This is a genomic window from Brevibacillus brevis, from assembly GCF_022026395.1.
Lineage (GTDB): Bacteria > Bacillota > Bacilli > Brevibacillales > Brevibacillaceae > Brevibacillus.
Window position 1 is genome coordinate 3,633,346 of record NZ_CP041767.1, and the last position, 26,424, is coordinate 3,659,769.

Annotated in this window: 27 protein-coding genes; all 27 read right to left on the bottom strand. The window is 45.9% G+C overall.

The window, feature by feature from the left end; all coding sequences use genetic code 11:
• Positions 1-5: 5 nt before the first annotated feature.
• The gene (fliY, locus tag FO446_RS17245) at positions 6-1,373 is read right to left on the bottom strand and encodes a flagellar motor switch phosphatase FliY (RefSeq protein WP_221869162.1); all 1,368 of its coding nucleotides are present in this window, start codon (positions 1,371-1,373) and stop codon (positions 6-8) included.
• A complete protein-coding gene (gene fliM / locus FO446_RS17250; RefSeq protein WP_172140508.1) occupies positions 1,366-2,361 on the bottom strand; it encodes a flagellar motor switch protein FliM in 996 nt (331 codons plus the stop codon). The genes fliY and fliM overlap by 8 nt, the downstream gene beginning before the upstream one ends.
• A 39-nt stretch (positions 2,362-2,400) precedes the next feature.
• A complete protein-coding gene (locus FO446_RS17255) occupies positions 2,401-2,856 on the bottom strand; it encodes a flagellar basal body-associated FliL family protein (RefSeq protein WP_173608012.1) in 456 nt (151 codons plus the stop codon).
• Positions 2,857-2,871: 15 nt separating this feature from the next.
• A complete protein-coding gene (locus FO446_RS17260; RefSeq protein ID WP_015891749.1) occupies positions 2,872-3,093 on the bottom strand; it encodes a flagellar FlbD family protein in 222 nt (73 codons plus the stop codon).
• A gap of 69 nt (positions 3,094-3,162) precedes the next feature.
• Positions 3,163-3,981, bottom strand: coding sequence for a flagellar basal body rod protein FlgG (gene flgG / locus FO446_RS17265; RefSeq protein ID WP_173608013.1), 819 nt, complete (start codon positions 3,979-3,981; stop codon positions 3,163-3,165).
• Between the two features lie 101 nt (positions 3,982-4,082).
• Entirely contained in the window at positions 4,083-4,478 is a 396-nt protein-coding gene (locus FO446_RS17270) for a TIGR02530 family flagellar biosynthesis protein (RefSeq protein ID WP_232773269.1), read from the bottom strand.
• Between the two features lie 24 nt (positions 4,479-4,502).
• Positions 4,503-5,726, bottom strand: a complete 1,224-nt coding sequence (locus FO446_RS17275) for a flagellar hook-length control protein FliK (protein WP_173608015.1) — start codon at positions 5,724-5,726, stop codon at positions 4,503-4,505.
• A gap of 63 nt (positions 5,727-5,789) precedes the next feature.
• Positions 5,790-6,698, bottom strand: a complete 909-nt coding sequence (locus tag FO446_RS17280) for a MotE family protein (protein WP_173608016.1) — start codon at positions 6,696-6,698, stop codon at positions 5,790-5,792.
• A 12-nt stretch (positions 6,699-6,710) separates the two neighbouring features.
• A complete protein-coding gene (gene fliJ / locus FO446_RS17285; RefSeq protein ID WP_173608017.1) occupies positions 6,711-7,157 on the bottom strand; it encodes a flagellar export protein FliJ in 447 nt (148 codons plus the stop codon).
• Position 7,158: 1 nt separating this feature from the next.
• Positions 7,159-8,478 carry a flagellar protein export ATPase FliI gene (gene fliI, locus FO446_RS17290; protein ID WP_173608018.1) on the bottom strand — a complete coding sequence of 440 codons (1,320 nt, stop codon included), beginning with the start codon at positions 8,476-8,478 and terminating at the stop codon, positions 7,159-7,161.
• Positions 8,475-9,293 carry a flagellar assembly protein FliH gene (gene fliH, locus FO446_RS17295; protein WP_173608019.1) on the bottom strand — a complete coding sequence of 273 codons (819 nt, stop codon included), beginning with the start codon at positions 9,291-9,293 and terminating at the stop codon, positions 8,475-8,477. The genes fliI and fliH overlap by 4 nt, the downstream gene beginning before the upstream one ends.
• Positions 9,277-10,290 carry a flagellar motor switch protein FliG gene (gene fliG, locus FO446_RS17300; RefSeq protein WP_007719331.1) on the bottom strand — a complete coding sequence of 338 codons (1,014 nt, stop codon included), beginning with the start codon at positions 10,288-10,290 and terminating at the stop codon, positions 9,277-9,279. Before fliG ends, fliH begins: the two co-directional genes overlap by 17 nt.
• A 12-nt stretch (positions 10,291-10,302) precedes the next feature.
• Positions 10,303-11,892 (bottom strand): flagellar basal-body MS-ring/collar protein FliF, encoded by a 1,590-nt coding sequence (gene fliF, locus FO446_RS17305; protein WP_173608020.1) that lies wholly within the window; start codon positions 11,890-11,892, stop codon positions 10,303-10,305.
• A gap of 30 nt (positions 11,893-11,922) precedes the next feature.
• Positions 11,923-12,219 carry a flagellar hook-basal body complex protein FliE gene (gene fliE, locus FO446_RS17310; RefSeq protein ID WP_088908111.1) on the bottom strand — a complete coding sequence of 99 codons (297 nt, stop codon included), beginning with the start codon at positions 12,217-12,219 and terminating at the stop codon, positions 11,923-11,925.
• An 18-nt stretch (positions 12,220-12,237) separates the two neighbouring features.
• Positions 12,238-12,696: a flagellar basal body rod protein FlgC gene (gene flgC, locus FO446_RS17315; RefSeq protein WP_106653452.1), complete on the bottom strand. Its 459-nt coding sequence runs from the start codon at positions 12,694-12,696 to the stop codon at positions 12,238-12,240.
• A gap of 2 nt (positions 12,697-12,698) precedes the next feature.
• Entirely contained in the window at positions 12,699-13,109 is a 411-nt protein-coding gene (gene flgB / locus FO446_RS17320) for a flagellar basal body rod protein FlgB (protein WP_173608021.1), read from the bottom strand.
• A gap of 373 nt (positions 13,110-13,482) precedes the next feature.
• Positions 13,483-14,262 carry a GTP-sensing pleiotropic transcriptional regulator CodY gene (codY, locus tag FO446_RS17325; protein ID WP_016743316.1) on the bottom strand — a complete coding sequence of 260 codons (780 nt, stop codon included), beginning with the start codon at positions 14,260-14,262 and terminating at the stop codon, positions 13,483-13,485.
• Positions 14,263-14,302: 40 nt separating this feature from the next.
• On the bottom strand, positions 14,303-15,700 hold the full coding sequence (gene hslU / locus FO446_RS17330; RefSeq protein WP_304502563.1) for an ATP-dependent protease ATPase subunit HslU: 1,398 nt from the start codon (positions 15,698-15,700) through the stop codon (positions 14,303-14,305).
• Positions 15,701-15,720: 20 nt separating this feature from the next.
• Positions 15,721-16,263: an ATP-dependent protease subunit HslV gene (hslV, locus tag FO446_RS17335; RefSeq protein ID WP_015891764.1), complete on the bottom strand. Its 543-nt coding sequence runs from the start codon at positions 16,261-16,263 to the stop codon at positions 15,721-15,723.
• A gap of 15 nt (positions 16,264-16,278) precedes the next feature.
• Positions 16,279-17,220 carry a tyrosine recombinase XerC gene (gene xerC / locus FO446_RS17340; protein WP_173608022.1) on the bottom strand — a complete coding sequence of 314 codons (942 nt, stop codon included), beginning with the start codon at positions 17,218-17,220 and terminating at the stop codon, positions 16,279-16,281.
• A gap of 61 nt (positions 17,221-17,281) precedes the next feature.
• The gene (gene trmFO, locus FO446_RS17345; protein WP_056488428.1) at positions 17,282-18,595 is read right to left on the bottom strand and encodes an FADH(2)-oxidizing methylenetetrahydrofolate--tRNA-(uracil(54)-C(5))-methyltransferase TrmFO; all 1,314 of its coding nucleotides are present in this window, start codon (positions 18,593-18,595) and stop codon (positions 17,282-17,284) included.
• Positions 18,596-18,634: 39 nt separating this feature from the next.
• Positions 18,635-20,713, bottom strand: coding sequence for a type I DNA topoisomerase (gene topA / locus FO446_RS17350; protein ID WP_221869167.1), 2,079 nt, complete (start codon positions 20,711-20,713; stop codon positions 18,635-18,637).
• 106 nt (positions 20,714-20,819) lie between these two features.
• Positions 20,820-21,938: a DNA-processing protein DprA gene (gene dprA, locus FO446_RS17355; protein ID WP_237898602.1), complete on the bottom strand. Its 1,119-nt coding sequence runs from the start codon at positions 21,936-21,938 to the stop codon at positions 20,820-20,822.
• 135 nt (positions 21,939-22,073) lie between these two features.
• Positions 22,074-22,976 carry a succinate--CoA ligase subunit alpha gene (gene sucD, locus FO446_RS17360; protein WP_015891769.1) on the bottom strand — a complete coding sequence of 301 codons (903 nt, stop codon included), beginning with the start codon at positions 22,974-22,976 and terminating at the stop codon, positions 22,074-22,076.
• 44 nt (positions 22,977-23,020) lie between these two features.
• Positions 23,021-24,181: an ADP-forming succinate--CoA ligase subunit beta gene (gene sucC / locus FO446_RS17365; protein WP_016743310.1), complete on the bottom strand. Its 1,161-nt coding sequence runs from the start codon at positions 24,179-24,181 to the stop codon at positions 23,021-23,023.
• A 186-nt stretch (positions 24,182-24,367) separates the two neighbouring features.
• Positions 24,368-25,423: a hypothetical protein gene (locus FO446_RS17370; protein ID WP_232773274.1), complete on the bottom strand. Its 1,056-nt coding sequence runs from the start codon at positions 25,421-25,423 to the stop codon at positions 24,368-24,370.
• Positions 25,424-25,459: 36 nt separating this feature from the next.
• The gene (locus tag FO446_RS17375; RefSeq protein WP_221869170.1) at positions 25,460-26,353 is read right to left on the bottom strand and encodes an AlbA family DNA-binding domain-containing protein; all 894 of its coding nucleotides are present in this window, start codon (positions 26,351-26,353) and stop codon (positions 25,460-25,462) included.
• Between the last annotated feature and the right edge of the window lie 71 nt (positions 26,354-26,424).

Here is a 26,424-nt window from a genome sequence, read left to right on the forward strand (position 1 = left end):
TTGGTTTATTGTAATTTTTGAACACGATCTATCTGACTGATGATGTCTGTAACACGAACCCCAAAGTTCTCATCAATGACGACTACCTCGCCCTTGGCAATTAGTTTGTTGTTCACCAAAATGTCTACATGCTCACCTGCCAGCTTGTCCAACTGTATAATCGATCCAGCGGACAAGTCAAGGATTTCTCTAATAAGCTTTTTCGTACGTCCTAACTCAACTGTTACTTGTAATGGAATATCGTGAAGCAAGTTCAAATTCTGTATGTCTCCTGTATACATAGGAGCACCTCCAAGCGGAGCAAATTGTGCTGGTACTACATTCGCCTGACTAGCGGCAGGACCTCCGAAATGCTGTGGTGTTGGCGGAGCCATTGGAGGCTGCTGATACATTCCTGGGTACGGAGCGTAGCCAGGTGGCATCATTGGTTGTCCATACGCGTCAGGATACATCGGCGGCTGTCCTGGGTAGCCCATTGGCGGTGCGTAGCCCGGCGGCTGCTGATACATTGGCTGTTGCTGTGCCTGTGACGGCTGCGCTACAGGCGGTACATCGCTCTGTGGCTGTTCTTGCGCACTTGGCTGGATAGAAGGAGCCGACAGACCCATAGCAGGCAGAGAAGGCATCTCTATCTCATCTATGAGGGCCGCTGCTGCTTCTTCATCCCCTGCACCTCCAACCAGTCGATCAATCATCTTTTTCGCAAAGGAAAGAGGGAGAAGCTGCATAATATTGGAATCAATAAGTTCGCCATGTTCTCCTACCTTTAAGCGGAAAGATACTTTCACCAGAGGACTGTCATCATCAGAGAAGCTGTCTCCACCCTTGCCTTGCGCTAGATCCATTACATCGATGCCTGGTGGCGTAATATTAATGAACTGGTTGAAAATCGTCGACATGGACGTAGCAGCGGAGCCCATCATTTGATTCATTGCTTCCTGAACCGCGCTGATATGAAGCTCAGACATTTCAGTGCTCGCTGGTCTACCATCACCGCCCATCATCAGATCCGCGATAACGGCAGCATCTTCCATGCGAATGACGAGCAGGTTAATTCCTTTGAATCCATCTGTATATTCCACGTGGACAGCCACGTGAGGAATCGGAAATTCACTTTCCAATTCATCGACATTGACTACCGAAACAGTAGGGGTTGTAATATCTACCTTTTGACTTAACAAAGTAGATAACGCAGTAGCTGCGCTCCCAAAGGAGATATTACCAATTTCTCCGAGTGCATCCTGTTCAAACGGGGACAGAAAATCGGCAACATCCTGGGTCACTGCCGATACAGCTTCCTCTTCGTCCTCAACCAAGTTGTTCGCACGTAACAGCGCGTCAATCTCGTCTTGAGAAAGCATATCTCTACTCATTTTGTTCCTCCCCCTCCTCTATGACTTCATCAATCTGTACGGCGACTCTTCCTTTATGTGTTCCTGGCTGACCCAAGAACTTTAAGTGGTCGCCCACTTTGACTTTCAGCTTGTTGTCGATCGATTGATCTAATTGAATGACATCGCCTTTTTGTAGCTGTAGGAAATCTCCTACTGTAATCGTAGCTGTTCCCATTTCAGCAACAATCGGCAATTTTGCAACTTTTACTCGCTCTTCTACACGCAGGCGCTCTTCTTCATCCCGCGTTTTCTTCTGTTTGGAGAACCAGTATTGTCCAGACAGCTTTGTCATGATTGGCTCCAGTACCACGTGAGGCAAACAGAGATTGATCATTCCTGTTGTATCGCCGATTTTGGTACTAAAAGAGATTACCACGACAATCTCATTAGGTGAGACGATCTGCATGAACTGTGGATTCATTTCCAAGCCTTCCTGATACGGGTCCAGTTCAATGATTTGCTTCCATGCCTCGTGGAAAGTATCCAGCGCTTTGCCGAATACGCGTTCCATCACCGTTGTTTCAATTTCCGTAAGGGCGCCCATTTTTTCCGGAATCGCCCCCTGTCCTCCCAGAAGTCGATCCAACATGGTATAGGCGATGTTTGGATTTACTTCCAAAACCATTCGTCCTTCCAGCGGAGGAGCTTCAAAGATGTTCAAGATAGTCATCTTGGGAATAGAACGTATAAATTCGTCATACGGCAATTGATCGACGGAGGCAACCGTAATTTGCACGAAGGTACGGAGCTGAGCTGAAAAATACGTAGTCAACAGCCTCGCGTAGTTTTCATGGATTCGCGTTAAACCACGGATCTGATCTTTCGAGAATCGCAGGGCGCGTTTGAAATCATATACTTTGACTTTACGCTCAGTTTCTTCCTTTTTCAGCTCGTTGGCATCCATTTCACCCGAAGATAGGGCGGCCAACAGCGCATCAATCTCACTCTGTGAGAGAACCTCGGCCATATGTCGTCACCTCCTTGCTATGTATACCATAATCGCTTCCTATGACAAGACGCGTTTGGTTGTCACTACTTGAACAATCTTACCTTCTTGCATCAGGGAGCTGATTTCATTCATGATTTTTGCTTCTAGCTTGTTCACACCTTCAGTCCCTTTTATGTCTTCTGGTGTCAACCCCGCCAATGTTTTAATAATCACCTGATTGACTTGCGGCAAGCGCTGCTCCAACTCTGTTTTGGCAGCACTACTGTCAGCCGTAATGCTAAAGCGTACAATCATGTAATTATTCGTTAGCAAGTTCGTAGTAATTTCGCCAGTATCAACAGAGAACTCTTTCATTTCCTCTGCCGTGAGCGGCTTCACTTCTTGCTCTTCCGTCGTGGCTGTTTGGGCTGCCGGAGAGAGATAGGTTTGCCAGAGAACAAACGAGATCACTCCCAGTAGCGATATCGCGATGATAATGATTAGAGCCATGTTAAACAATCGATTTTGAAACATCGCTAATGCCTCCCGCTATTCATTTGAATCACCCGGCATTTTCGGTACAGATGTTGCCGGAGGAACATTATGATAAAAAGCCTGAACACGTTCAGCGATGGATTCCACCGAATCCTTCACGATGTACTTTCTGTCGTTGAACAGCGTAATTACGCTATCCGGAGTTCCTTCAACAGTTTCAATGTGAGTGATGTTCAGATAAAAAGTAGAACCGTTAAACCGCGTTAACTTAATCATTGGCTGCTCCTTTCCGGATCAAGCTGGGGAAGGCTTAGAACACTTCCCCGGCTTTTCCGTTAAACGAAATTATCGTTTCAGGTTCACCAGTTCTTCCAATACTGTGTCAGATGTCGTGATGATCCGTGAGTTTGCTTGGAAACCGCGTTGTGCCACGATCATTTCTGTAAATTCTTCAGAAAGGTCAACGTTGGACATTTCCAGTTGTCCTGCGATGATGCTTACTTTTGCATCAGCTGGCGTTACTGGTGTCAAGGGGTCATTATCATTCGCACCAGCGTTTACTGTGTTTTCGTAAAGATTGTTCCCAATCTTCTTCAAACCACCTGGGTTATTGAAGGTCATTATCCCAATGGTATTCGTAGAGTCTAATGCACCTGTTTCATCCACCGTTGTGATGACTCCGTCTTTTCCGATAGAGTAAGAAACAATCCCATCATTTTGGCTGATCTGAATGGCACCTGGATCAGTGTTCATGAGCTTCATCCCTTGGGAGTTCACCAGGTATCCGTCTGCATCACGTGTAAAGTTGCCTGCACGCGTATAATAGATCGTTGCCCCTTCATCCGGGCTTACCATAAAGAATCCATCGCCCTCGATAGAAAGGTCTGTTGGCAGGTTGGTTGTCATTGGACTACCAGCATTGAAGACGGTATCAACGGATGCGATTGAAGCTCCTAGACCAATCTGAGTTGGGTTAGTTCCGCCCTTCCCACCAGCTGTAGGTGCCCCAGCCCCTTGAACGTTTTGGCTCAAAATATCTTGGAACATCACACGACCCTTTTTGAAGCCCACGGTGTTTACGTTCGCGATATTATTACCAATAACGTCCAACTTAGTTTGAAATCCACGCAAGCCTGAAATACCTGAATACATAGATCGAAGCATACCTGCTTCCTCCTTTACCTTCTCATTTACAGCGGCTACCTCTGTCAGTCGGTAGCCGAATGGGCTTCCTCAAAAGGAGGTCCAGCCCAGTAAACAGCCACCTACACGAATATGGCACTGTCAATGTTAGTAAATACGTTGTCTTTCATGCTGCCATCGTCTACAGCGGTAATAATTTTCCGATTTACGATGCTCACGACGTAGGCCACATTATCCATCATAATGAGAGACTCTCTGGCGCCTTTGGCGGCTGCTTTTTCCACAGCGGATTCCAAACGCTCCATCTGTTGTCTTTCTAGCGTTATGCCCCGTTCCTGCAAGCGATTGACGGCATGCTGGCTAAAACTAAGTGGCTCCGCCTTTGTTACAGCGCCAATCGATTCCGTCAAATACTGCTGAAATAACGTGTTGTTTCCCGGAGCAGTTTGGGCAGTAGCTTTTGCGACGTGATTCGTTTTCGGAGGAAAATAGGGTTGCCCCACACGAATATGGTTCATGGCACTTCCTCCTTACATCCAATCCTAGACGATGTCGTCAATGCCGCGAGCCGTTTCCCGCAATCGATTCCATAGCACTTCTGATGATTCATTACTGTCTACCAGGGCATCGAGAGCAAATTCTTGCTCGTCTTTATCTTGCTGTTTTCGATTTTCTTGTTGCTGTCGTGCTTGTTCACGCTGCTGTTGGAAGTTAAAAGCTGTATCCTGCTGTTGGTTTACCTCCAAGCGATCAACCTGCAAGCCTTGTTGGGTCAAAGCAGCTCGAAGCTGTGGAAGCTGATTGTCCAGCATATCCTTTCCAGCCTGTGTTTCAGCATGGAACTGTGCTGTAATCACTCCATTTTGGGAAGTAATCGTTACATCTACTTGGCCCAAAGATTGTGGATTCAGAATCAGCCTTGCCTCATGTACGCCATTATGTTGGGTCAACTGCATCTTGGACACGAAAAGCTGTGTGACTTGCTGTGTCAGTTGGTTGGCGTTCACGTGATGTGTTGGAACAGACTGTTGCTGAAAGGTCTGTACAGATTGTGTCTGTGTATTAGATGAAGCAATAATCGGTGTCTGACCATTTCCATTCAACATGCCCTCTTCTGCATTGCCATCCTGATTCAAAAGGCCGCTTTGAAGGGTTGACTGTACTGTTTGGGATTGAATCCCTGCCTCTAGCTTGTAAGCCGAGAGTCCTTGATTCAACCGCAGTGGAGAAATCGTCTTAAACGTATCCTGTTGGGTTGTGTTCATGTTTGCCATCACATCGGATCGCAAGTTCAGTCCACTTCGTTTTGACTCCTCAGCATTTCCTTTTTGATTCTTCAGGGATTCGAGAAGAGCTGCCAGCTTGTCTAGTTCGTTTGGAGTTGCTTCCCCTTTTTTCAGGTTAGCTAGAAGCTGCTTTAAATCCTCACTCACTTGACCAGCATTCCCTTGCGCTTTACCCAATAGTTGTTCCATTGCAGTTGCAAATTTTTCTTGGGCGTCAGGCGGTAATTCGTCTTGCGCAGTTTGACCAGAGCCAAGCAGTTGGGCAAATAATGCCATGAGATCAGCTAATGCGAGCATGTCCTCTTCACTTAAACCCTCTGGATCCACCATTGTCTCTTCTGGGTTCCCCACCTGATCCAACACCTGAATCAATTGCATGGAAAACATTTGACCTAGACCAGTTCCACCTGCATTAACGGTAGGGGTTGCTGTAACAGATCCTGCTGATCCTACTGCAGGGGTCAAATTGGCCACATTCATCTCGTTCACCTCCTCCATTTGATATTTGTTGCTTATAAGAACGAAAACAGATGATTGCTCATTCTATTTTCGAAGCAACTCTGCTGTAATGCGAGCCGCCAGATTATCTGGTTCTTTCTGTTTCTTGTCGTCATTGGCGATCGCTGAGAGAGTTTGTGCCCGTTTATCCGCAGGCAAGTCTTTCATTAAGGCAATAGCTTGACCTCTGTTAGTATCCATGAGTGAACGAATGATAGCAGCAGCATCCGCAGGCGGCAATTGAGTAAATGTCTTCATTAGTTCCTCGTTCGACTCAGACCCCTCACGCGTATTGCTCAACGCCTTAGTCAGAACATCAACTCGTTGTTGCAGAGCAGCAATGTCATCATCTTTGTTCACAACTGAATCTTTTAACAAGATGGAAATATCGGCAGCTTTCTTTGGTTCCATCTTGGCCAAAATGTCTGCCTGTTGTGCAGGCTTCATTTTCGTCATGACGGCAACTGACTCTTGCAGTTTTAAATTTTCAATGATGGCCGCAGCATTCTTTGGAGACATGGTTGTGTACACTTTCGCCAAATCTGTAAACTGCTTCTGACGCTCTTCCTCAGTTGCACGCTTGTCTTCCATTGCCTTGTTTACATCATCGATTTGTTTTTCCAGTGCCGCAATCGTGGCATCTTTCTTTGCTGACTCTTCTTTTAAAGTGGTAATCTGCTGCTGGTTTTTTGCTTGATCTTGCTGTAGGGTTGCCACTTGTTTGTCCATGTCAGGTTGTTCTTCTGAGCCGGGAGTTGCTGCATAGTCGTCCGGGACTAATTTTTCCACGTACGGTATGGAGTTAGCCCAGTGGAGAACAGTCCCTAACACGTTTACTCCGAGCAAGCTCAGGAGCACACCGCCAAGGAGGCTGGCAAACAGAGCAGGAATGACAATCATATAAAAGAACCATTCCCACCTGCCGTATTCCCGTTCTTCTTGGATTTCTTCCATTTGGAACCTCCCTCAGTAGCTTCGGCGAAGATAGAGCTGCGTACCGATCTCATCCAACTCTTTTTGCTCTCTTTGCTTCTGGTCGTCCAGAAATTGGTGGAGCGACTTTTCCCGAAGGCGTTGCCATAGTTGGGACTCTTTCATACGTTCCGTCAATCGTGACTGACAGCGTTCCACATCCTGTTCACAACCATGCAAGGTACGTTGCTGATTCTGAATGGATTTCGCAACAGATTGCTGATATTGCGTAATGGAAATGAGCTGCGCAGCACTGCATGTCTGCATCTGTACTTCCTGGAGCTTCATCGTCATCTCGTCATGATGCTCAGTTAGTTGAGAGAGCTTCCACTCTTCTTCGTTTTTACGCTGGATGGACTTTCCGAAAGCCCACTCTGCTTGTTCTTTTTCTTTTTCCTTTAAATCAAGAACCTTTTGGAGATGAAACTGAAACACACGCACGTTAGTTCACTCCTCCGAAATGAGCTGTCAACGCTTGGATAGCACCCTGCAAAGTAGACGGTTCATGCGTTCCTTGTGCCGTAAAACCAGAAATGATATCACGATAGCGAATGGCTGCATCGATTTCCCGATTGCTTCCCGGCTTGTACGCCCCGATGTTTATGAGGTCCTCCGCTTCACGATACGTAGCCAAATGTTTTTTCAGCTGACGAGCAGCATCCAAATGGTTACTATCGACGATTTCATTCATGACACGACTTACACTCGCCATCACATCAATGGCAGGAAAATGACCTTTGTGAGCAATTTTCCGGTCAAGAACGATGTGACCGTCCAAAATCCCCCGCGCCGCATCCGCAATCGGATCGTTCATGTCGTCAGAGTCAACCAATACGGTATAAAATGCCGTAATACTTCCCTTATCCGCTGTTCCTGCACGCTCCATCAGCTTTGGCAGCATCGCAAACACCGATGGCGTATAACCACGCGTAGCCGGAGGTTCACCGATTGCCAAGCCCACTTCACGTTGTGCCATGGCAAAGCGCGTGACAGAATCCATCATGAGCATGACATTCATTCCACGATCGCGGAAATATTCCGCTATGGAAGTCGCAATCATCGCTCCCTTGATTCGAATCATGGCAGGTTGATCGGAAGTAGCTACGACAACAACAGACCGCTTTAGTCCTTCTTCCCCAAGATCGCGCTCGATAAACTCCATGACTTCACGGCCACGTTCTCCAATGAGACCAATCACATTGATATCTGCCGTCGTATTTCGGGCAATCATTCCCATCAATGTACTTTTCCCTACCCCCGATCCAGCGAAAATGCCGACCCGCTGACCTTTCCCGATGGTAAGGAGTCCGTCTATCGCTCTCACTCCCACACTCAATGGTTCTTGAATGCGCGGTCGAAGGATAGGATTTGGCGGCATATTGTTGGTAGGATAGGACGTCAGTCCAAATGGCAGTGAACCTTGATAGGGCCGCCCAAGGCCATCGAGGATCGAACCCAATATTTCAGGTCCAACTTTTACATCTAGCGACCGTCCTGTCGCGACGACGTCACAACCTGGACCAATTTCGGTCAATTCGCCTAATGGCATTAACAGCACTTTATTTTCGCGAAAGCCAACCACTTCTGCGATGATCGGTTCCTTTGTGTTAGCCGGATATAGATGGCATATCTCGCCTAATTTCACTTCTGGCCCTTGCGACTCAATGGTGAGTCCAACGACCTGTGTCACTTTGCCATTCACACGCATCGGATCTAAGCCATGCAGCATGTGCTTGTACTTCGAGAGATCTAGGATGCTCATGGAGCCTCACTTCCTCTGGCAATCGTAAGCAGTGCCTGCTTAATCTCTTCCATTTGTGTATCGATGCGGGCATCGACACTTCCCAAAGCGGTACGGATGACACATCCACCGTCTTGTACTGTATAGTCAGGGTAAATGGAGAGCTCTGCTTGTCCATCTAACAATTCCAGAAAACCAGCACGATGCTCGAGCACATAATCGAAGTACTTATGGTTGACGCACACCGTAATCTCGCCATGAACCCGGGAGCGGCGGAGTGCTTTTTTGGTCATTTCCAGAACCTGCTCGGGATGCTGTTGCAATTCCTGTCCAATGATTTTTTTGGCAATTTCTATGCTGAGTTCCACTAGAAAGGGCTCCGCCTCAGCGATAATTTGTTTTTTCTCGGCAAACGCTTGTTCCAGAATGGTTTTTGCTTGGCTGAGTGTATCTGTTTGCTCTTCGTACGCCTCACGTTTACCCGCTTCGAAACCAGCCTCTTGCCCTTCCGTCATAGCCTGCTCCTGCACTTGCTGAAAAAGTTGCGCAGCTTCCTGACGCTTTTGTTCCCACCATTCTTCCATCTGTGCAAGCGTCTCTTGTCTTACCTGCTCTGCTTGCTCCGCAGCTTGCTGCAAGATGTTTTGTGCGGTTTCTTCTGCATCTGAGATGATCGTTTTCGCCTCGATCTCAGCTTGATTAAAAATTTCTTGGTTTTCTTGCAACCTTTCGGCAACTTCCTCCGTCTTAAGTGGTACAGGCGTTACCGAGAGAAGAAAAGATTCCTCAGAAGGCCGATAATTGGCGCTTTTGATGATCCTAGACAATGATATCATCTCCTCCACCGCGGGCGATGATGATCTCACCAGCCTCCTCTAAGCGACGGATAATTGCAACGATACGAGATTGTGCCTCTTCGACGTCGCGAAGGCGAACTGGGCCCATAAACTCCATTTCTTCTTTGAAGGTATCCGCCATCCGCTTGGACATGTTCCGGAAAATAACTTCCCGAACTTCTTCGCTGGATACCTTGAGGGAAAGTTGCAGATCGGCATTTTCCACGTCGCGGATAACGCGCTGAATCGAACGGTTGTCGAGTGTAGCAATGTCCTCGAAGACGAACATACGCTTCTTGATTTCTTCTGCCAACTCTGGATCTTGAATTTCGAGGGAATCCAGAATCGTGCGTTCGGTTCCACGATCGACACCGTTGAGTACAGCCACGATCGCTTCGATCCCGCCTGCCTGCGTGTAATCTTGGGTAACAGTGGCAGAGAGCTTTTGCTCCAATACCTGTTCTACTTGGGCGATTACTTCCGGTGAAGTACTGTCCATAGTCGCAATACGTTTTGCAACCTCCGCTTGACGTTCTTGTGGAAGTGCCGACAGGATCATGGCAGCTTGTTGAGCCTCCAGATAAGAAAGCACCAGGGCTATCGTCTGCGGATGCTCATTTTGGATAAAGTTTAGGATTTGACCTGGGTCAGCCTTTCTAGCAAAGTCAAACGGTCGAACTTGAAGGTTTGCCGTCAAGCGATTGATAATATCCATCGCTTTGGTCTCACCCAAAGCTTTTTGCAAGATTTCTTTGGCGTATGTAATCCCGCCTTGTGCAATTACCTCTTTGGCAACTGCTATCTGGTGAAATTCAGATAAAATTTTATCTTTTTCATCCGTATCCACTTTTCGCACATTGGCGATTTCTAATGTCAGTTGCTCGATCTCATCCTCACGCAAATGCTTGAACACTTGGGCAGAAACTTCCGGCCCGAGTGAGATGAGGAGGATAGCTGCTTTTTGTCGTCCTGACAACTCTTTAGCGCCGCGAGCCATACCATTCACTCCTTAATCTTCTGCTAACCATGTACGAAGCAGAACAACAAACTCATCTGGTTTGCTTCGCGCCAATTTTTCAAGTTGCTTTCTAACCACTACCTGGTCTCCATCTTCTTGGTAAATCAAGTCTGGTATTTCGGCCGCGTTTAACGGTGTCAGCAAGTCTGGCAATTCCTCTTCTTCTTGTTGTTGCTTCGCTTGACTGCGTCTGCGATAAACGAGGAAGGCAACAGCAGCAAGTGCCAAGACTGCAATACCACCAACTGTCCAAAGAACAGCAGGACTTAGTGCACTGGAATCCTCAATCTCAGCTTTTCCTGAGAACTGACGAGGGAGTACAGAAATATGCTTGTCCAACTCAGTATCCGTCAAATCAGAAGCCTGCTCACTTAATGTGACACGAACAACATTGCGCAACACTTGTTTAATGCTCTCGAGTGTAGCAGCATCCAGTGTTCCACCAGCTGGCGGTTCTACCCCAACGTTGATTGTGATGTCTTCGATCTTGTACGGGCTTGATGTAACATTTCGTGTGATGCGATTTACTTCACGGTTAATCGTATCATTCAACTCTTCGTATTGACTGTTACTTCCTTGTGGGTTAGCTCCCGGGTAGTTCGGAACTGCATTGTTATTGGTTCCTGCAATTCCCCCTGGAGGTTGACCTTGTCCAGAAAAGGCTTTTGATAATTTTTGAGAAGAAATGATAAGTCCTTCGTTATTCTCTTTGTCAGGTGCCTCGACGATGTTCTCTACGCGATTTTCTTTGTCAAAGTTCATTTTGATGAACGTATGTACGATGACTTTATCGCGTCCCATGATTGTACCCAACAAGTTGTACAGGTTTTGTTGAATTTTCTTTTCAACATCTGCTTTGATTGTTTCCTGTTGCTTAAAGCTACTCAATGTTCCTTCGTTTTCATTGCCTTCGGAACGTTCCAGTGGATTGGAATACTGGTCTGTAATCGCAATCGCTTCCATCGGCAATTTGGGAACGCTTCGGGAAACAAGCAGATAAAGCGAGTTAATTTGCTTTTGATCAAGCGTTGTTCCAGGTTCTACATCGACGATAACGGAAGCCGTCGCTGTATCCGGAGTCTCCGTTACCCAAACGCTTTCCTGCGGCAACGTAATCATCACTTGTGCGGAGCGTACACCTTTTACACGTTCCAGCATCTTGCGTAGCTCTTGTTGTAAAGCCTCTTTCTTCATGACATCAAATTGGCGATCTGTAACTCCTAGAGTACTGGAGAATATTTCCGCATTAATTCCTGCTTGGCTCGGAATACCTTGTGCAGCCAAATCGACAATGACATCTTGTGCCATTTTTTCTGGAACCTCGATACTTGTACCATTCCCCGTGATACGGTATGGGATTTGTGAAGCTTCCAACTCTTGCTTGATAGTCCCGATTTCCTGTTCACTTAATCTTTGGTTGTAAAGTGGTTTGTACACCGGCTGAGAAGCGATGTATATGTATAGACCTAGAGAAATCAAGAGGAAGAGCGAAATACCGAGAATCATCCATTTTTGTTTCTTGGAAAATTGGTTCCATTTTGACGTAATCTGGTCTTTGTATACTGCTAAACGTTCGTTCATGTTTCACCTCTCAAAGGATACCAACAACGATCAAATCGACATGCGCATGATTTCTTGATAAGACTCAATCATCTTGTTCCTGACCTGCATGGTCATTTGTAGCATCACGGAAGCTTTTTGACCTGCAACAGTCAATTGGTGCAAGTCGGTAATTTCTCCCGCTGCAAACCTGTCGGCAAGATTCGACGATTCTACTTGCGCCTGATTCACTTTATTCATGGCATCCGATAGAAACGATGAGAATTCTTGGGAAACTTCAGCTGGGGTTGGCTTGTTCACACTCGGTGTACGAATTGGCGTTAGTTGGGAGATTGCACTCATTTCCATTCCTTACTGTCACCCGCCTTACTTGATTTCCAATGCTTTTAGCATCATCGATTTGGAAGCATTCAATGCTGTCACGTTGGCTTCGTATGATCTTGATGCGGAGATCATGTCCACCATCTCTTTCATCGGGTCGACATTCGGCATCAAGAGATACCCGTCTTGATCTGCATCTGGATGAGATGGATCAAATACTCGCTTAAACGGAGTATTGTCTTCTTGAATCGCTGTGACCTTCACACCTTGTCCACCCCGACTTCCTGAGACCGTCCCTACCGCAGCTTGCAGGAAGTTATCAAATGTTCCATTTGTTTGAGGTGACAACTCCACCATTTTCCTCCTATATGGCTGCCAGGCGCCATCTACGAAGTTCGCTCGAGTGGTTTCCGCATTCGCAATATTGGAAGCAATCGTATCCAATCGCAAGCGGTTAGCTGTTAAGGCAGAAGCACTTGTGTTAATTCCCTGAAACAAGCTCATCTTTATTTACCTCCACCCTCAATTACACTGCGTAGTTTTTGAAAATGTCCTGCTGTCAATTGCGTTAAACCGCTGTACCAAATTTGGTTTTTGGCCAATTCTGTTGTTTCTGATTCCAAGTCAACATCATTGCCACTGTTCTGAATGAAGTTATTCGGATTGGACACAACCTGTGGGACTGCAACACCTGCATTTCCAAACGGGAGGTGTCTTTGATTGGTCCGATACGCTTCTAACTTGCCATTTCCCGCTCTTGCGTTCAACTCATCTTGCAAAAAGCTCTCGAAGATGACTTGTTGACTTTTGAATTGAGGGGTGTCTATGTTGGCAAGGTTGTTTGCGATCGTTCTATGTCGCAATGTTGCAGCGTCCAGTGATCTCTCCAAGACCTGCAGATGGTAACTATCCAGCATTTTTCCTTCTCCCCCAATATGAGTCAATTCTTTTCCCTAAAACCACCTATATTTCCTGTATTTTCGACACCCTAATACGATTCAATCATAGCAAAATCAATTTGGACAAAAAAGCCCCTTTTCATGACGTTTTTCAAAATGATTCAATGGGACTAAATCCCTTATCTTTCCTGTTTTTTTACTGCATTTTACAAGGAAACCATATTCAAACCATTGCAAATGTCGAGGCATGCATAAAAAATCAATATATATTTTATGGTAATAATGTGTCGTTTTTTACTACAACTAGGACCAAAGTCCCATGAGAAAAGGTGCAGCAACTTGAGTTGCTACACCTTTTTGTTTACTTTCTTGTAACTTTTGACAAGGTAAATTACGAAGTTTTGAGCTTCTCAAGCTCAGGCAACAGCTTTTCATTCAGCACTTTAATGAAGGTACCTTTCATCCCCAGGGAACGGGATTCGATAACACCCGCACTCTCCAGCTTACGGAGCGCGTTTACAATAACAGAGCGAGTAATTCCTACGCGATCCGCGATTTTGGAGGCTACGAGCAAGCCTTCTTTGCCTTCGAGTTCTTCAAAAATATGTTCAACTGCTTCCAACTCACTATAGGAGAGGGAACCAATTGCCATTTGTACAACCGCTTTGCTGCGTGCTTCTTCTTCGATTGCTTCAGAACGCTCACGCAAGATTTCCATGCCTACTACCGTTGCCCCTACTTCTGCAAGAATCAGGTCGTCATCGACAAATTGATCGTTAATACGACCCAAAATCAACGTACCGAGACGATCTCCTCCACCCATAATTGGAACAAGCGTCGTCCAACCTGTGCGGAATACTTCTTTCATTTCAACAGGGAAAATCGTGTATGGGCTATCTACATCCAGGTTCGCAGATGTTTCGTCTACTTTTAGCAACCCCATGCTGTATTCTTCTGGAAAACGGCGCTCTTCCAGCATTTTGCGCATACGGCTGTTATCCATTTCTTGATGAATCGCAAAGCCGAGAAGTTTTCCTTTGCGGCTTACCACATAAGTGTTTGCTTCAATCACGTCACTCAAAACTTGGGACATTTCATTGAAGTTCACGGCATGACCCGCGGATTTTTGCAACATGCGGTTAATTCTTCTTGTTTTTGACAGTAGATCCATCTGTATTTCCTCCTAATTATATGTGCTGCCTATCCAATGTTTATAAAATATATTGACTCAAGTCTTTGTTCCCCGCGATTGTACCTAATTTCTGATTAACGTAATCGGGGGTAATCTGTACAACTTCTAGGTGAATTTCTGGGGCTTCAAAAGAGAGATCCTCCAGTAGCTTCTCCAATATGGTGTGCAATCGTCTAGCACCAATGTTATCTGTGCTCTGATTGACCTCAGCAGCGAGGCGAGCGAGTTCCTGAATGGCTTCCGGGGTAAAGTCAACACGCACACCTTCTGTTTCCAATAGGGCCACGTACTGCTTAAGCAACGCATTTTTAGGCTCTGTCAGAATTCGGACAAAATCTTCAACGCGCAAGCTAGTCAACTCCACCCGAATCGGAAAACGACCTTGCAATTCAGGAATTAAATCTGATGGTTTTGCCATGTGAAAAGCACCAGCTGCAATAAACAGAACATAATCTGTTTTGACAGGACCATACTTGGTCATGACGGTTGAGCCTTCCACAATCGGTAAAATATCACGCTGGACCCCTTCACGGGATACATCCGGGCCACGCCCATCCTTACCCGCAATCTTATCAATTTCGTCAATGAAGATAATCCCGTGTTGTTCAGCTCGACGAATTGACTCCTGCGTGACTTCGTCCATATCCACCAGTTTTTGCGCTTCCTGCTGAATTAATACCTTTCGCGCATCTTTTATTCGCAATTTTCGTTTCTTCATCCGCTTAGGCATCAGGCTACCGAGCATATCTTGCATTTGCATCCCCATTTGTTCTGTACCCGGAACCTGGAACATGTCAAACATCGAAGGTGATTGATCTTCGACTTCAATCTCAATCATTTGCTCTTCCAACTGGCCATTCGTCAATTGCCACATAACTTGCCGGCGTTGCTGCTGAATCGACACTTCTTCTTGATCAGAGGTATCCTGCTGCTGTTGCTGCTGTCCACCGAAGAACATCTCCAACGGATTTTTGAATGAGTTCGCCTGCTTGCGAGATGGAACAAGTACGTTCACAATCGCTTCATTCGCAAGCTTCTCGGCTTTCTCTTTCACCGACTCTACTTTTTCTTGTTTGACCGTACGGATAGAAGCTTCCACTAGATCACGGACCATCGATTCTACGTCTCGTCCTACATAACCGACTTCCGTAAACTTCGTTGCTTCTACTTTAATAAAAGGAGCACCAGTCAGTTTTGCAATCCGACGTGCAATTTCCGTTTTTCCAACACCAGTAGGTCCGATCATCAAGATGTTTTTTGGAACAACCTCTTCAATCATTTGCTCTGGCAAACGACTGCGACGATAGCGGTTGCGAAGCGCCACAGCAATGGCTTTCTTGGCTTGTGCCTGCCCGACAATGTATTTATCCAAATGCTCTACGATCTTACGCGGGGTTAATTGCTCAAGATTCAGCACAGTAGGTTCCTCCCTTTCGCTCAATTCAACTCATCCACAACAAGATTGTTGTTTGTGAACACGCAAATTTCAGCAGCGGTACGAAGCGATGCTTCCGCAATTTCACGTGCGCCGAGGTGAGGCGCATATGTTTTCAATGCACGACCTGCTGCAAGGGCAAAGCTACCGCCAGAACCAATTGCAAGAATCCCGTCATCAGGCTCAATGATTTCACCATTTCCGGAAATAAGCAGCAAATGCTCCTTATTGGCAACAATCATCATTGCTTCCAAACGACGCAAAATTTTATCCATGCGCCACTCTTTCGCCAGCTCTACAGCAGCTCGCTGCAGATTGCCGTGGTACTCCTCCAGCTTTCCTTCAAACTTCTCAAAAAGCGTAATGGCATCAGCAACAGAGCCAGCGAATCCTGCTAAAACTTCGCCGCGATATAGACGTCTTACTTTTTTGGCACCGTGCTTCATTACCATGCTGTTGCCAAAAGTAACCTGACCATCTCCGGCCATCGCTACAGACCCATTGTGCTGTACAGCAAATATGGTTGTTGCGTGAAACTGTTCCATCACTGATTCCTCCCGTTATGTCCGATTGGCGGAACCTGTATTGCCCGGGTTTGCTCGTGGGTGAGCGGTGTCATATACATGCCGAAGTCGCTCTTTGGTCACATGCGTGTACACCTGTGTCGTCGATACATTAACGTGTCCCAATAATTCTTGCACGGTACGCAGATCAGCACCGCCATTCAACATATGGGTCGCAAACGTATGACGAAAGGTATGTGGTGAAACCCGCAATTGAAGAGCGTACGTTTCTACGTATTTGTCTACAATCCGCCGAACACTGCGGTCGGATAACGGTTCTCCCCGATAGTTAACCAGCAAATTGCCGTGTTCTACTTTTCCAGCCAACAGTTTTTCTCTTCCATATTCTAGGTATTGCCGAAGAACGTCGCAGGCATAACTTCCAACCGGCACATATCGTTCTTTCGCTCCTTTTCCATAAACCAAGGCGACTCCCATGCTCGGATTCACATCACTCACAGATAAAGTGGTGAGCTCCGTAACGCGCATGCCGCTAGCATACAACAGTTCAAAAATCAGCCGATCACGAATTCCCAATGGAGTGGTTGTATCAGGCAGATCGAAAAAAGCTTGAACTTCTTGCGGATATAAAAAGGAAGGAAGTTTCTTCTCCATTTTGGGAGTGGAGACTAGTTGAAATGGGTTCTGTTCCAGTTGACCTTCACGCAACAGAAATCGGTACAAGCTACGCAAGCTGGATAGCTTGCGGGCAATACTTCGCCGGGAAAGCCCCCTGCCAGCCAATTGCGCGAGAAAGGAGCGACCATGCAAATAAGAAACAGCAGCAAATACGGTGATTTGGTGCTGTTCCATAAAGGAGACAAATTCGCTGATATCTGCCACATACTGCTTCACCGTATGAGGAGAGGCGTTTTTTTCAACTCGCAAATAGCGGGTAAACATCTCAATATCCGCAGAATTTTGTTGCGAAATGTCCATACGGGATGCACCCTCCTCGAAGCACCTATATAGTAACACAGACGAAAATCGGATATCAATGTTAATTGTGTCGTTCTTGTGTAAAATTCTGAATTGTATCTAGCGCCCGCTCAGCGAGCTTTTCATTTTTCAACCGCTTGTCTCGGATTCGTTCTGGCCATTCCGGTACAAGCCCGAAGTTTGCGTTCATCGGTTGGAAATGCTTTGGATCTGCCGTTGTAATATAACGAGCCATACTACCCATAATTGTTTCTGGTGGGAGCTCGATTAATTCTTCCCCTTTTGCGAGTCGTGCTGCATTTATCCCCGCAAGCAAACCAGATGCTGCTGACTCTACATATCCTTCGACACCAGTCATTTGACCAGCAAAGAAAAGTGTTTCCCGGTCTTTATACTGATACGTAGGCTTCAACAGTTTTGGCGAGTTGATAAAGGTGTTGCGATGCATCACACCATAACGAACGATTTCGCAGTTTTCCAACCCAGGAATGAGTGAAAAGACTCTTTTTTGATCCGGCCATTTCAGATGGGTCTGGAAACCTACGATGTTATACAATGTGGCAGCACTATTGTCCTGACGAAGCTGTACAACAGCATAAGACTTTTTGCCCGTCCGCGGATCAACCAAACCTACTGGCTTCATGGGACCAAATGTCATGGTCTTGTGACCACGTTTTGCCAATACTTCAATCGGCATGCAGCCTTCAAAGAAGATTTCCTTTTCAAATTCCTTCAATGGAACTGTTTCCGCAGAGATCAGCGCATCATAGAAACGATTGAACTCCTCTTCAGTCATCGGGCAGTTCAGATAAGCTGCTTCACCCTTATCATATCTGGAGGCAACGAATACCTTGTTCATATCAATCGAGTCTTTTTCTATAATGGGCGCTGCTGCATCATAGAAGTACAGATACTCTTCACCCGTCAGCTCTTTTAACTTTGTAGACAAAGCTGGAGAAGTAAGTGGCCCCGTCGCAATTACGACAATCCCATCCGGAATTTCGGTAATTTCATCCGAAATGACCTCAACCAATGGATGATTTCGAACGGCATCTGTAACATGAGCCGCGAACTCGTGTCTGTCTACGGCAAGCGCGCCTCCAGCTGGAACCGCGCAACGATCTGCCGCATCGATAATGACAGAGTTCAGTCGACGCATTTCTTCTTTTAATACACCCACTGCATTCGTTAACGTGTTAGCACGCAATGAATTACTGCATACCAACTCTGCAAATTTATCGGTATGGTGTGCAGGCGTTTGTGTCTTCGGTCTCATCTCATACAGCTTTACTTTTACACCCGCCTGCGCGATTTGCCATGCTGCCTCACTACCAGCGAGACCAGCGCCCACTACTGTAATTGTTGGTTGTGACATGCTGTTAATCCTCCAAACTACAAAATCGAATCAGGCTGTCTAGGAGTCTGCTTCTTCTTGATAATCACACTTGGTGCAAACAATGCTAACTCCTTGCTTTTTGCGCTTTTTCTCCACGAGCATGCTGGAGCATTTTGGACAAGGTCTGGCAATCGGTTTGTCCCACGATACAAAATCGCATTCCGGATATTGATTGCAGCCGTAAAAAATACGACTCTTCTTAGATTTACGTTCAATAATCTCTCCGGTTTCACACTGCGGACATTTTACGCCGATTTCTTTTACAATCGGCTTCGTATTACGGCAATCCGGGAATCCGGAACAAGCTAAAAACTTGCCAAATCGACCAAGCTTATAAACCATCACACGGCCGCAAAGCTCACATGATTCATCCGATTCTTCGACTTTCAGCTCTACTTCTTTCATTTCTTCTTCTGCAACAACTACGCGCTTTGCAAAGTCTTGATAAAAATTGTCCAGCACTTGCACCCAATTGGTGGTTCCTGCTTCGATGTTATCCAAGCCCGATTCCATATGGGCAGTGAATTCTACGTTGAGAATTTCCGGGAAGAACTCTTCGACAAGCGTGATCACAATCTCGCCCAACTCGGTCGGGACAAACCTTTTCTCCTCTAATGACACGTAGCCACGCTTTTGAATGGTTTCTAATGTAGGCGCATAGGTAGACGGGCGTCCAATCCCCATCTCTTCCATCGTTTTAAGCATGCGTGCTTCGGAGAATCGAGGTGGTGGCTGTGTAAAGTGCTGACTCGGCTCGATTTCTTTTTGTTCCAGGATTTGTCCTTCTTCAATAGGTGGAAGAAAGCTCTCTTCTTCTGCACCATCATCGTTTCCTTCAATATATACCTTCATAAATCCAGGGAACTTCACTTTTGATCCTGTTGCTCTGAAGGTAACTCCACCTGCGTCAATATCTACGCTCATCGTATCAAGAACAGCAGATGACATTTGACTGGCAAGGAAACGCTCCCAGATTAATCGATACAAGCGCAACTGATCTCTCGACAAGTATTCCTTGATTTCATCCGGTGTACGCATCACACCTGTTGGACGAATCGCTTCGTGAGCATCTTGAGCATTCTCGTTTTTCACTTGATTGCGTGGCTCAGTTAACACATAGTCTGGACCATATTTCTCAAGTATGTATTCCCTTGCTTCGTTCTGCGCCGTTACAGATAGGCGAGTAGAGTCTGTACGCATATAGGTGATCAAACCAACTGCGCCTTCTTTATTGCCAACGTCGATCCCCTCATAGAGCTCTTGAGCAATCCGCATGGTCTTAGACGTGCGGAAGTTCAGCTTACGCGCTGCCTCTTGCTGTAAAGAGCTCGTGATAAAAGGAGGTGCAGGGTTGCGCTTACGCTCACGTTTCGTTACCTTTTGTACCACGTATGGTTTGTTCTTCATTCGTTTTAATACCGCTGCTACATCATCTTCCGAATGAAGTTCCACCTTTTCATCGCCATAACCATAGAATTTCGCGTTAATTACTTTACCGTCGCTAATCAATGTACTTGCAATCGTCCAATACTCTTCCGGGATAAACTCTTGGATCTCACGCTCACGATCCATGATAAGCTTTACCGCAACAGATTGTACACGTCCGGCACTCAAGCCTTTTCGAACCTTTTTCCATAAAATTGGACTGATATTGTACCCCACGAGTCTGTCGAGAATGCGACGTGCCTGTTGAGCATTTACCAAGTCCATATTTATGTGTCGTGGATGCTTGAACGCTTCTTTGATAGCATCTTTGGTAATCTCATTAAACACCACACGAAGTGGCTGATTCAAATCGAGCCCCAAGTATTGTGCCAAATGCCAAGCAATTGCCTCCCCTTCGCGATCCGGGTCGGCTGCGAGATATACTTTTTTTACTTTTTTAGCGGCATCTTTTAAGCCCTTCAATACATCGCCTTTGCCGCGAATGGTTATGTATTTGGGTTCAAAATTATGTGCAACGTCTACACCCATTTGACTTTTCGGCAAATCGCGCACATGCCCGATAGACGCTTTCACGATATATTTACTACCCAGGTATTTTCCAATGGTTTTGGCCTTCGTAGGGGATTCTACGATTACTAGCGTATCAGCCATTTTTTTCCTCCCCTTTTAGTAAGGAATCTTCCCTATTATTAAATACCCTCATCCGGTTTGTCAAACACTTGTGCCTCTAGGCATTGCCAAAAAGCTAGCGGATATGCTATCGCCGTGCAAAATAACCGCCAGGAAGTGCCACGATGGCTCCTTTTGCTTCCAAACGAATGACCAGCTGATGGAGCATCCTGCGTTGGTCTTTTTCTAAGCTGCTCATTAACTCATCCAGATGAATCCCATCATAGGTTACGGCTTCCACAATCGCTTTTTCTTCATTAGATAAGGGAACATCATCGGTTGCCTTGCTTTTTTCCACCTGCTGCATCTGCTCTGCTTCGGGAAGATGATGCTTGATTTCCTCCCATATATCGCTACTGCACGTTACTAACTTTGCTCCTTGTTTGATCAAGTTATGCGGCCCCGCACTCATCAATGAAAAAATCGGTCCAGGAATTGCAAAAACTTCCTTGCCCTGCTCAAGTGCACAGTCTGCCGTAATCAACGATCCGCTTTTTTCTGCTGCTTCCACCACTAATACACCGATAGAAAGTCCACTTATGATGCGATTTCTCTCTGGAAATAATCCAGAAACAGGGGGAATATGTGGAGGATATTCGCTGAGGAGTAGGCCAAAAGATTCAATTTCACGATAAAGCTCTCGATGTCGAGAAGGATAAACATGATTCATTCCGCAACCGAGTACGCCTATAGTCTTACCACCTGCTTTCAAGGTAGCTTGGTGAGCCTCTGCATCAATTCCATATGCTACCCCAGAGACAATGACAAGACCTGCTTGTACCAGCTCTCGGACAAAAAAGCTACAGCTCGCTCTTCCATATGGTGTCGGATTGCGCGAACCAACAACGCCAATCGACAATTTATCCAATAATGTGTGATCGCCACGATAAAACAACATCAACGGAGAATCGGGAATATTGCGGAGCGAAACAGGATAAGCATCGTCCAAAGGACATAAAAAGCGCGTTCCCTCTTCCTCACGCTTTTCCAATAATGCCATAGCTGAAGCTTCATTGCTTTGCTTGTCAACCTGCCCAGTGATCAAAGGAGTCAATCTGAGCTCACGAGCCAGTTCCTGCCAATTTTCGATGGCAATCTGAAAAGAACCTGTGATTTCAAACATCTCTCGGATTTTCTTTCTTCCCAAACCCGAGATCATCGTTAACACATACAACCAGTCTCTCTCGTCGAGCTTCGCCTTTTCCACACCAAAATCCTCCTTCATCCCGACCACAATTGTCACAGCGGATAGCATTTGAAAGTTATTCTATCGAAAGAAAGAGGCTGCTTCAAAAATAAAAAAGTGGACAAGCCTAAGCCTGTCCACTTCTGTCTTATCTGATTACTTGCCCATTACTTTCTCGAGCATACCGCGCTCTTTCAGCAATTCAACAAGTGTTTCACCGATAACAGCAGGTGTTTTCGCTACGCGAATACCGCATTCTTCGAGCTTCGCGATTTTCTCAGCAGCTGTACCTTTACCGCCAGAGATGATCGCACCAGCGTGGCCCATACGTTTTCCTTCAGGAGCAGTTTGTCCGCCGATGAAGCCTACAACTGGTTTTTTCATGTTAGCAGCGATCCACTCTGCTGCTTCCTCTTCCGCAGTACCACCGATTTCTCCCAGCATGATAACTGCTTCAGTGTCTGGATCTTCGTTGAACATTTTCAGTACATCGATGAACTCCATACCTTTTACTGGGTCTCCACCGATACCTACAGCTGTGGATTGACCAAGGCCGCGAGTAGAAGTTTGGTGAACTGCTTCATAAGTCAAGGTACCGGAGCGAGAAACAATACCCACTTTACCTGGAACGTGGATGTAACCAGGCATGATACCGATTTTGCACTCACCTGGAGTGATTACGCCAGGGCAGTTAGGACCTACGAGAAGGGTTTTCTTGCCTTCCATGTAACGCTTAACTTTCACCATGTCCAGAACTGGGATACCTTCTGTAATGCAGATTACCAGATCCAGTTCAGCGTCAACTGCTTCCATGATCGCGTCAGCAGCGAAAGGAGGAGCAACGTAGATAACGGATGCAGTTGCACCAGTTGCTTCAACCGCTTCTTTAACTGTGTTGAAAATTGGAATACCGTCAACTTCGGTTCCACCTTTACCAGGTGTTACACCGCCCACCATTTGTGTACCGTATTCAACGGCTCCGCGAGTGTGGAACAGACCAGTTGCACCCGTAATCCCTTGCGTAATTACTTTTGTATTTTTATTAACGAGAATACTCATCGCGTAATTTTCCCACCTTTTTTTACGTATCTACTCGAAATATCTTACTTCACCAAGGATACGATTTTCTCAGCGCCATCCGCCATAGATTCTGCAGCTACGATGTTCAAACCGGACTCATTGAGGATTTTCTTACCCAAATCTACGTTTGTACCTTCGAGACGTACAACGAGAGGTTTGTCCAATTTGATTTGTTTTGCTGCATTCACTACGCCGTTTGCGATAACGTCGCATTTCATAATGCCGCCGAAAATGTTGACGAAAATACCTTTTACTTTTTCGTCACGGAGAATAATTTTAAACGCTTCCGTTACTTTCTCTTCAGTAGCTCCGCCACCAACGTCAAGGAAGTTAGCTGGGTCTCCACCGTAGAATTTCACGATGTCCATTGTTGCCATCGCCAGACCTGCACCGTTTACCATGCAACCGATGTTACCATCAAGTGCGATGTAGGACAGATCGAACTTGGAAGCTTCGATTTCTTTCTCATCTTCTTCATCCAGATCGCGCAGAGCTACGATGTCAGGGTGACGATAGAGAGCGTTGCTGTCGAAGTTCAGTTTCGCATCCAGTGCCATTACTTCACCGTCGCCAGTAACAACCAGTGGGTTGATTTCAGCGATAGAAGCATCTTTATCAACAAAAGCTTGGTACAAGCTCATCATGAACTTGGCAGCTTTGTTAATCAATTCTTTTGGAATGTTGATTGCGTAAGCCAGGCGACGAGCTTGGAAGCCATTCAGACCTGTTACTGGATCAACTACTTCTTTGAAGATTTTTTCTGGAGTGTTTGCTGCTACTTCCTCGATGTCCATACCGCCCTCTTCGGAAGCCATCATTACAACACTTCCAGTAGCACGGTCAACAACTACACCAACGTAGTATTCTTTCTTGATGTCGCAGCCTTGCTCGATCAGAAGGCGCTTAACTTCTTTACCTTCTGGACCTGTTTGATGAGTAACCAGTACTTTGCCAAGAATTTCGCTGGCATATGTACGAACTTCATCAAGATTTTTTGCAACCTTTACACCGCCAGCCTTACCACGGCCACCAGCGTGAATTTGCGCTTTTACTACGTTTACTTGGGTGCCCAGTTCTTTTGCTGCTTCTACAGCTTCTTCCACTGTGAAAGCTACGCGTCCTTCAGGAACTTTTACACCGTACTGCTTAAGTATCTCTTTACCTTGATACTCATGAATGTTCATTCTCCATCCTCCTATGGCAGATAAAGATCGGCAGGCTTTTAGACCGGTTCAAAGACGTCTGTCTTTTTCCGGTCATAACCTCCACTATCAGTGCAACGTAACTATTCTACGACAAAAACTGCAAAAGTGGTAGTAATATGTTCTTTTTATCGTGACCAGAAATGCGAAACTTCATGAGGAAATCCCTCATTTTCGTAGAGATTGAAACAATTTCCACACGTTTTCAGCGAGTTCATCCTGAATATACCAAGTTTGGTCATACTTAAAGTAACGTGGATATACTTCCATTCTCTGATCGATATCATTCACCAAAAAATGAAGTTCGTATTGTTTTTGTCCCGGATTTTTGGGTGGAACATTTAGTGGATCGGCATTTTTTAGCAATCGGACAGATTGATGGGCAATTCCTTGCTCGATTGTCGTTTGGGTGACATCCAACTTTGTGTCTTGGACATTCATTTCGCCATTTGCTGTGACGCGAATCCGTGTAGATTTAAATAACGGGTCAATCTTGTCGTCCTTACGATTGCTTGGCGGCATCCATTCCGTTAACCGCGAAAAGAGACTACCTTCCACGTGAAAGAAAAACGTTTCTCTCCCAAAAGGAACCGCAATCAGCGTCGGCGTTAAAATGGCCACTTCAACTGGCCTGTCAGCAGAATTCATTCTCATCTGATAGTTCGGGTAGAGTGGATACTGCTTGCTGCGCGTGTCCACCTCCGGGACTGCCGATCCCATTACTTTCCTGATGTATTCTGCTTCTGATTCGTTCAACACGCGCGCCTGCCCAAGGTCCTCTGCCGATAAACGCACGCTCTGAATTTTTTGTGAGAGCACTCCTTTTCCAGTTAACTTGTTTACCCACTGATAAAAATAGCTGGCCCCCGCTCCACGATACGTGTGTCCCCCAAACTCACTTGCCGACTCACCCACTGTCACGACGAGTGGCGCCTGCTGTGTTCGATAAAGGACGAGCGTGAAACGTACATCTTCTTGCTTTAAAGCCTCCGATGATACTTGTAAATCTTGTCCTTGTCCGGACAGTTCTTGCAAAAACAAGCGCAAGTCCAATAATACTTCCTGTCCATCCGTTGACATCACCGTTACTTTTTCAACCGCACCAAGCTCTTTCTCGATATGATCTTTCATGTCGTCAGAAACCTTGCCTGACTGTGCACAGCCAGTGACGAACAAACTACTCACCATCATAACCAGTAGACACGTACGTAAAGACGCTATCACGCAGTAACCCTCCTCGTGTATTCCTGTAAGATAACGCTACAGAAGTCCCAATCGACGGCTGATCTCACTGCCTAGCTTTCGTTTCACGTAAATTTCACCAATTTGGTGCGGATCTTTCACGACAACGGAGCGATTGTTCGTACGAATCACCACATACTTTTCATTGTTTTTGTCCAAACCACAGATCAAATCAGACGAGGCTTCGACAAAGATAGCTACCACTGTTTTCCCATCTATTTTTTTCAACGAAATTTTTGGAAATGGGGTTACAAACGGTGACGTCTTATCTTGGATGTATTGCGTAATGGCCAGGATGTATTTGTCCGGGTCTCCGTACTGCTCGATCTCATGATCAATCCCGCACACTGTCCCCTCATCTGTAATGCCTAAAAATAAATTTCCGTTGTTTGAATTCGCAAACGCCACAATAGACTTAATAATCCCCGTCTTTGAATAAAGAAAGTCGCGTTTGAATTCAATCATGTCGTTCTCACCAAGTTTTGTTGCTGTTACAGGATCGTCAATTCGGCCTAAATAGCGAAAACGACTGATGGCGCCTAAGCGATAGACATATTCTTCAAATATATCAGCAGGTAGGGAAAGGTCTTCTATGCTTGCATCTGTGTTTTGCCACAATTTATATGTTTGCGGAGCAAAGCACATGTCAAACAATACGTTTCCACCGAGCGAGCGTATGTTCATACCAATGGAAGCAGGCATAGTCTTCCCCGGCTGATATGGGGCATCTGTTTCCACTTCCAATACTCCTGAATGAATTAAATAATCGAAATAATGACGCGGTAATTGTACATGATGCTTTAATAACTGACGTTCTGGCTTGGGTCGTCTGATTTCTTGATAAAAATCAAAACGCACAGATTGTTCTTCCAGTTGGCTTACCATCGCAATCAATGAACAAATATGGCGCATGTTTCCCCTCGTTTTGTGTTAGAGTAGGTGTCATTGTTTGGTCATATTTTAACGCAACCTTTTAAGAATTG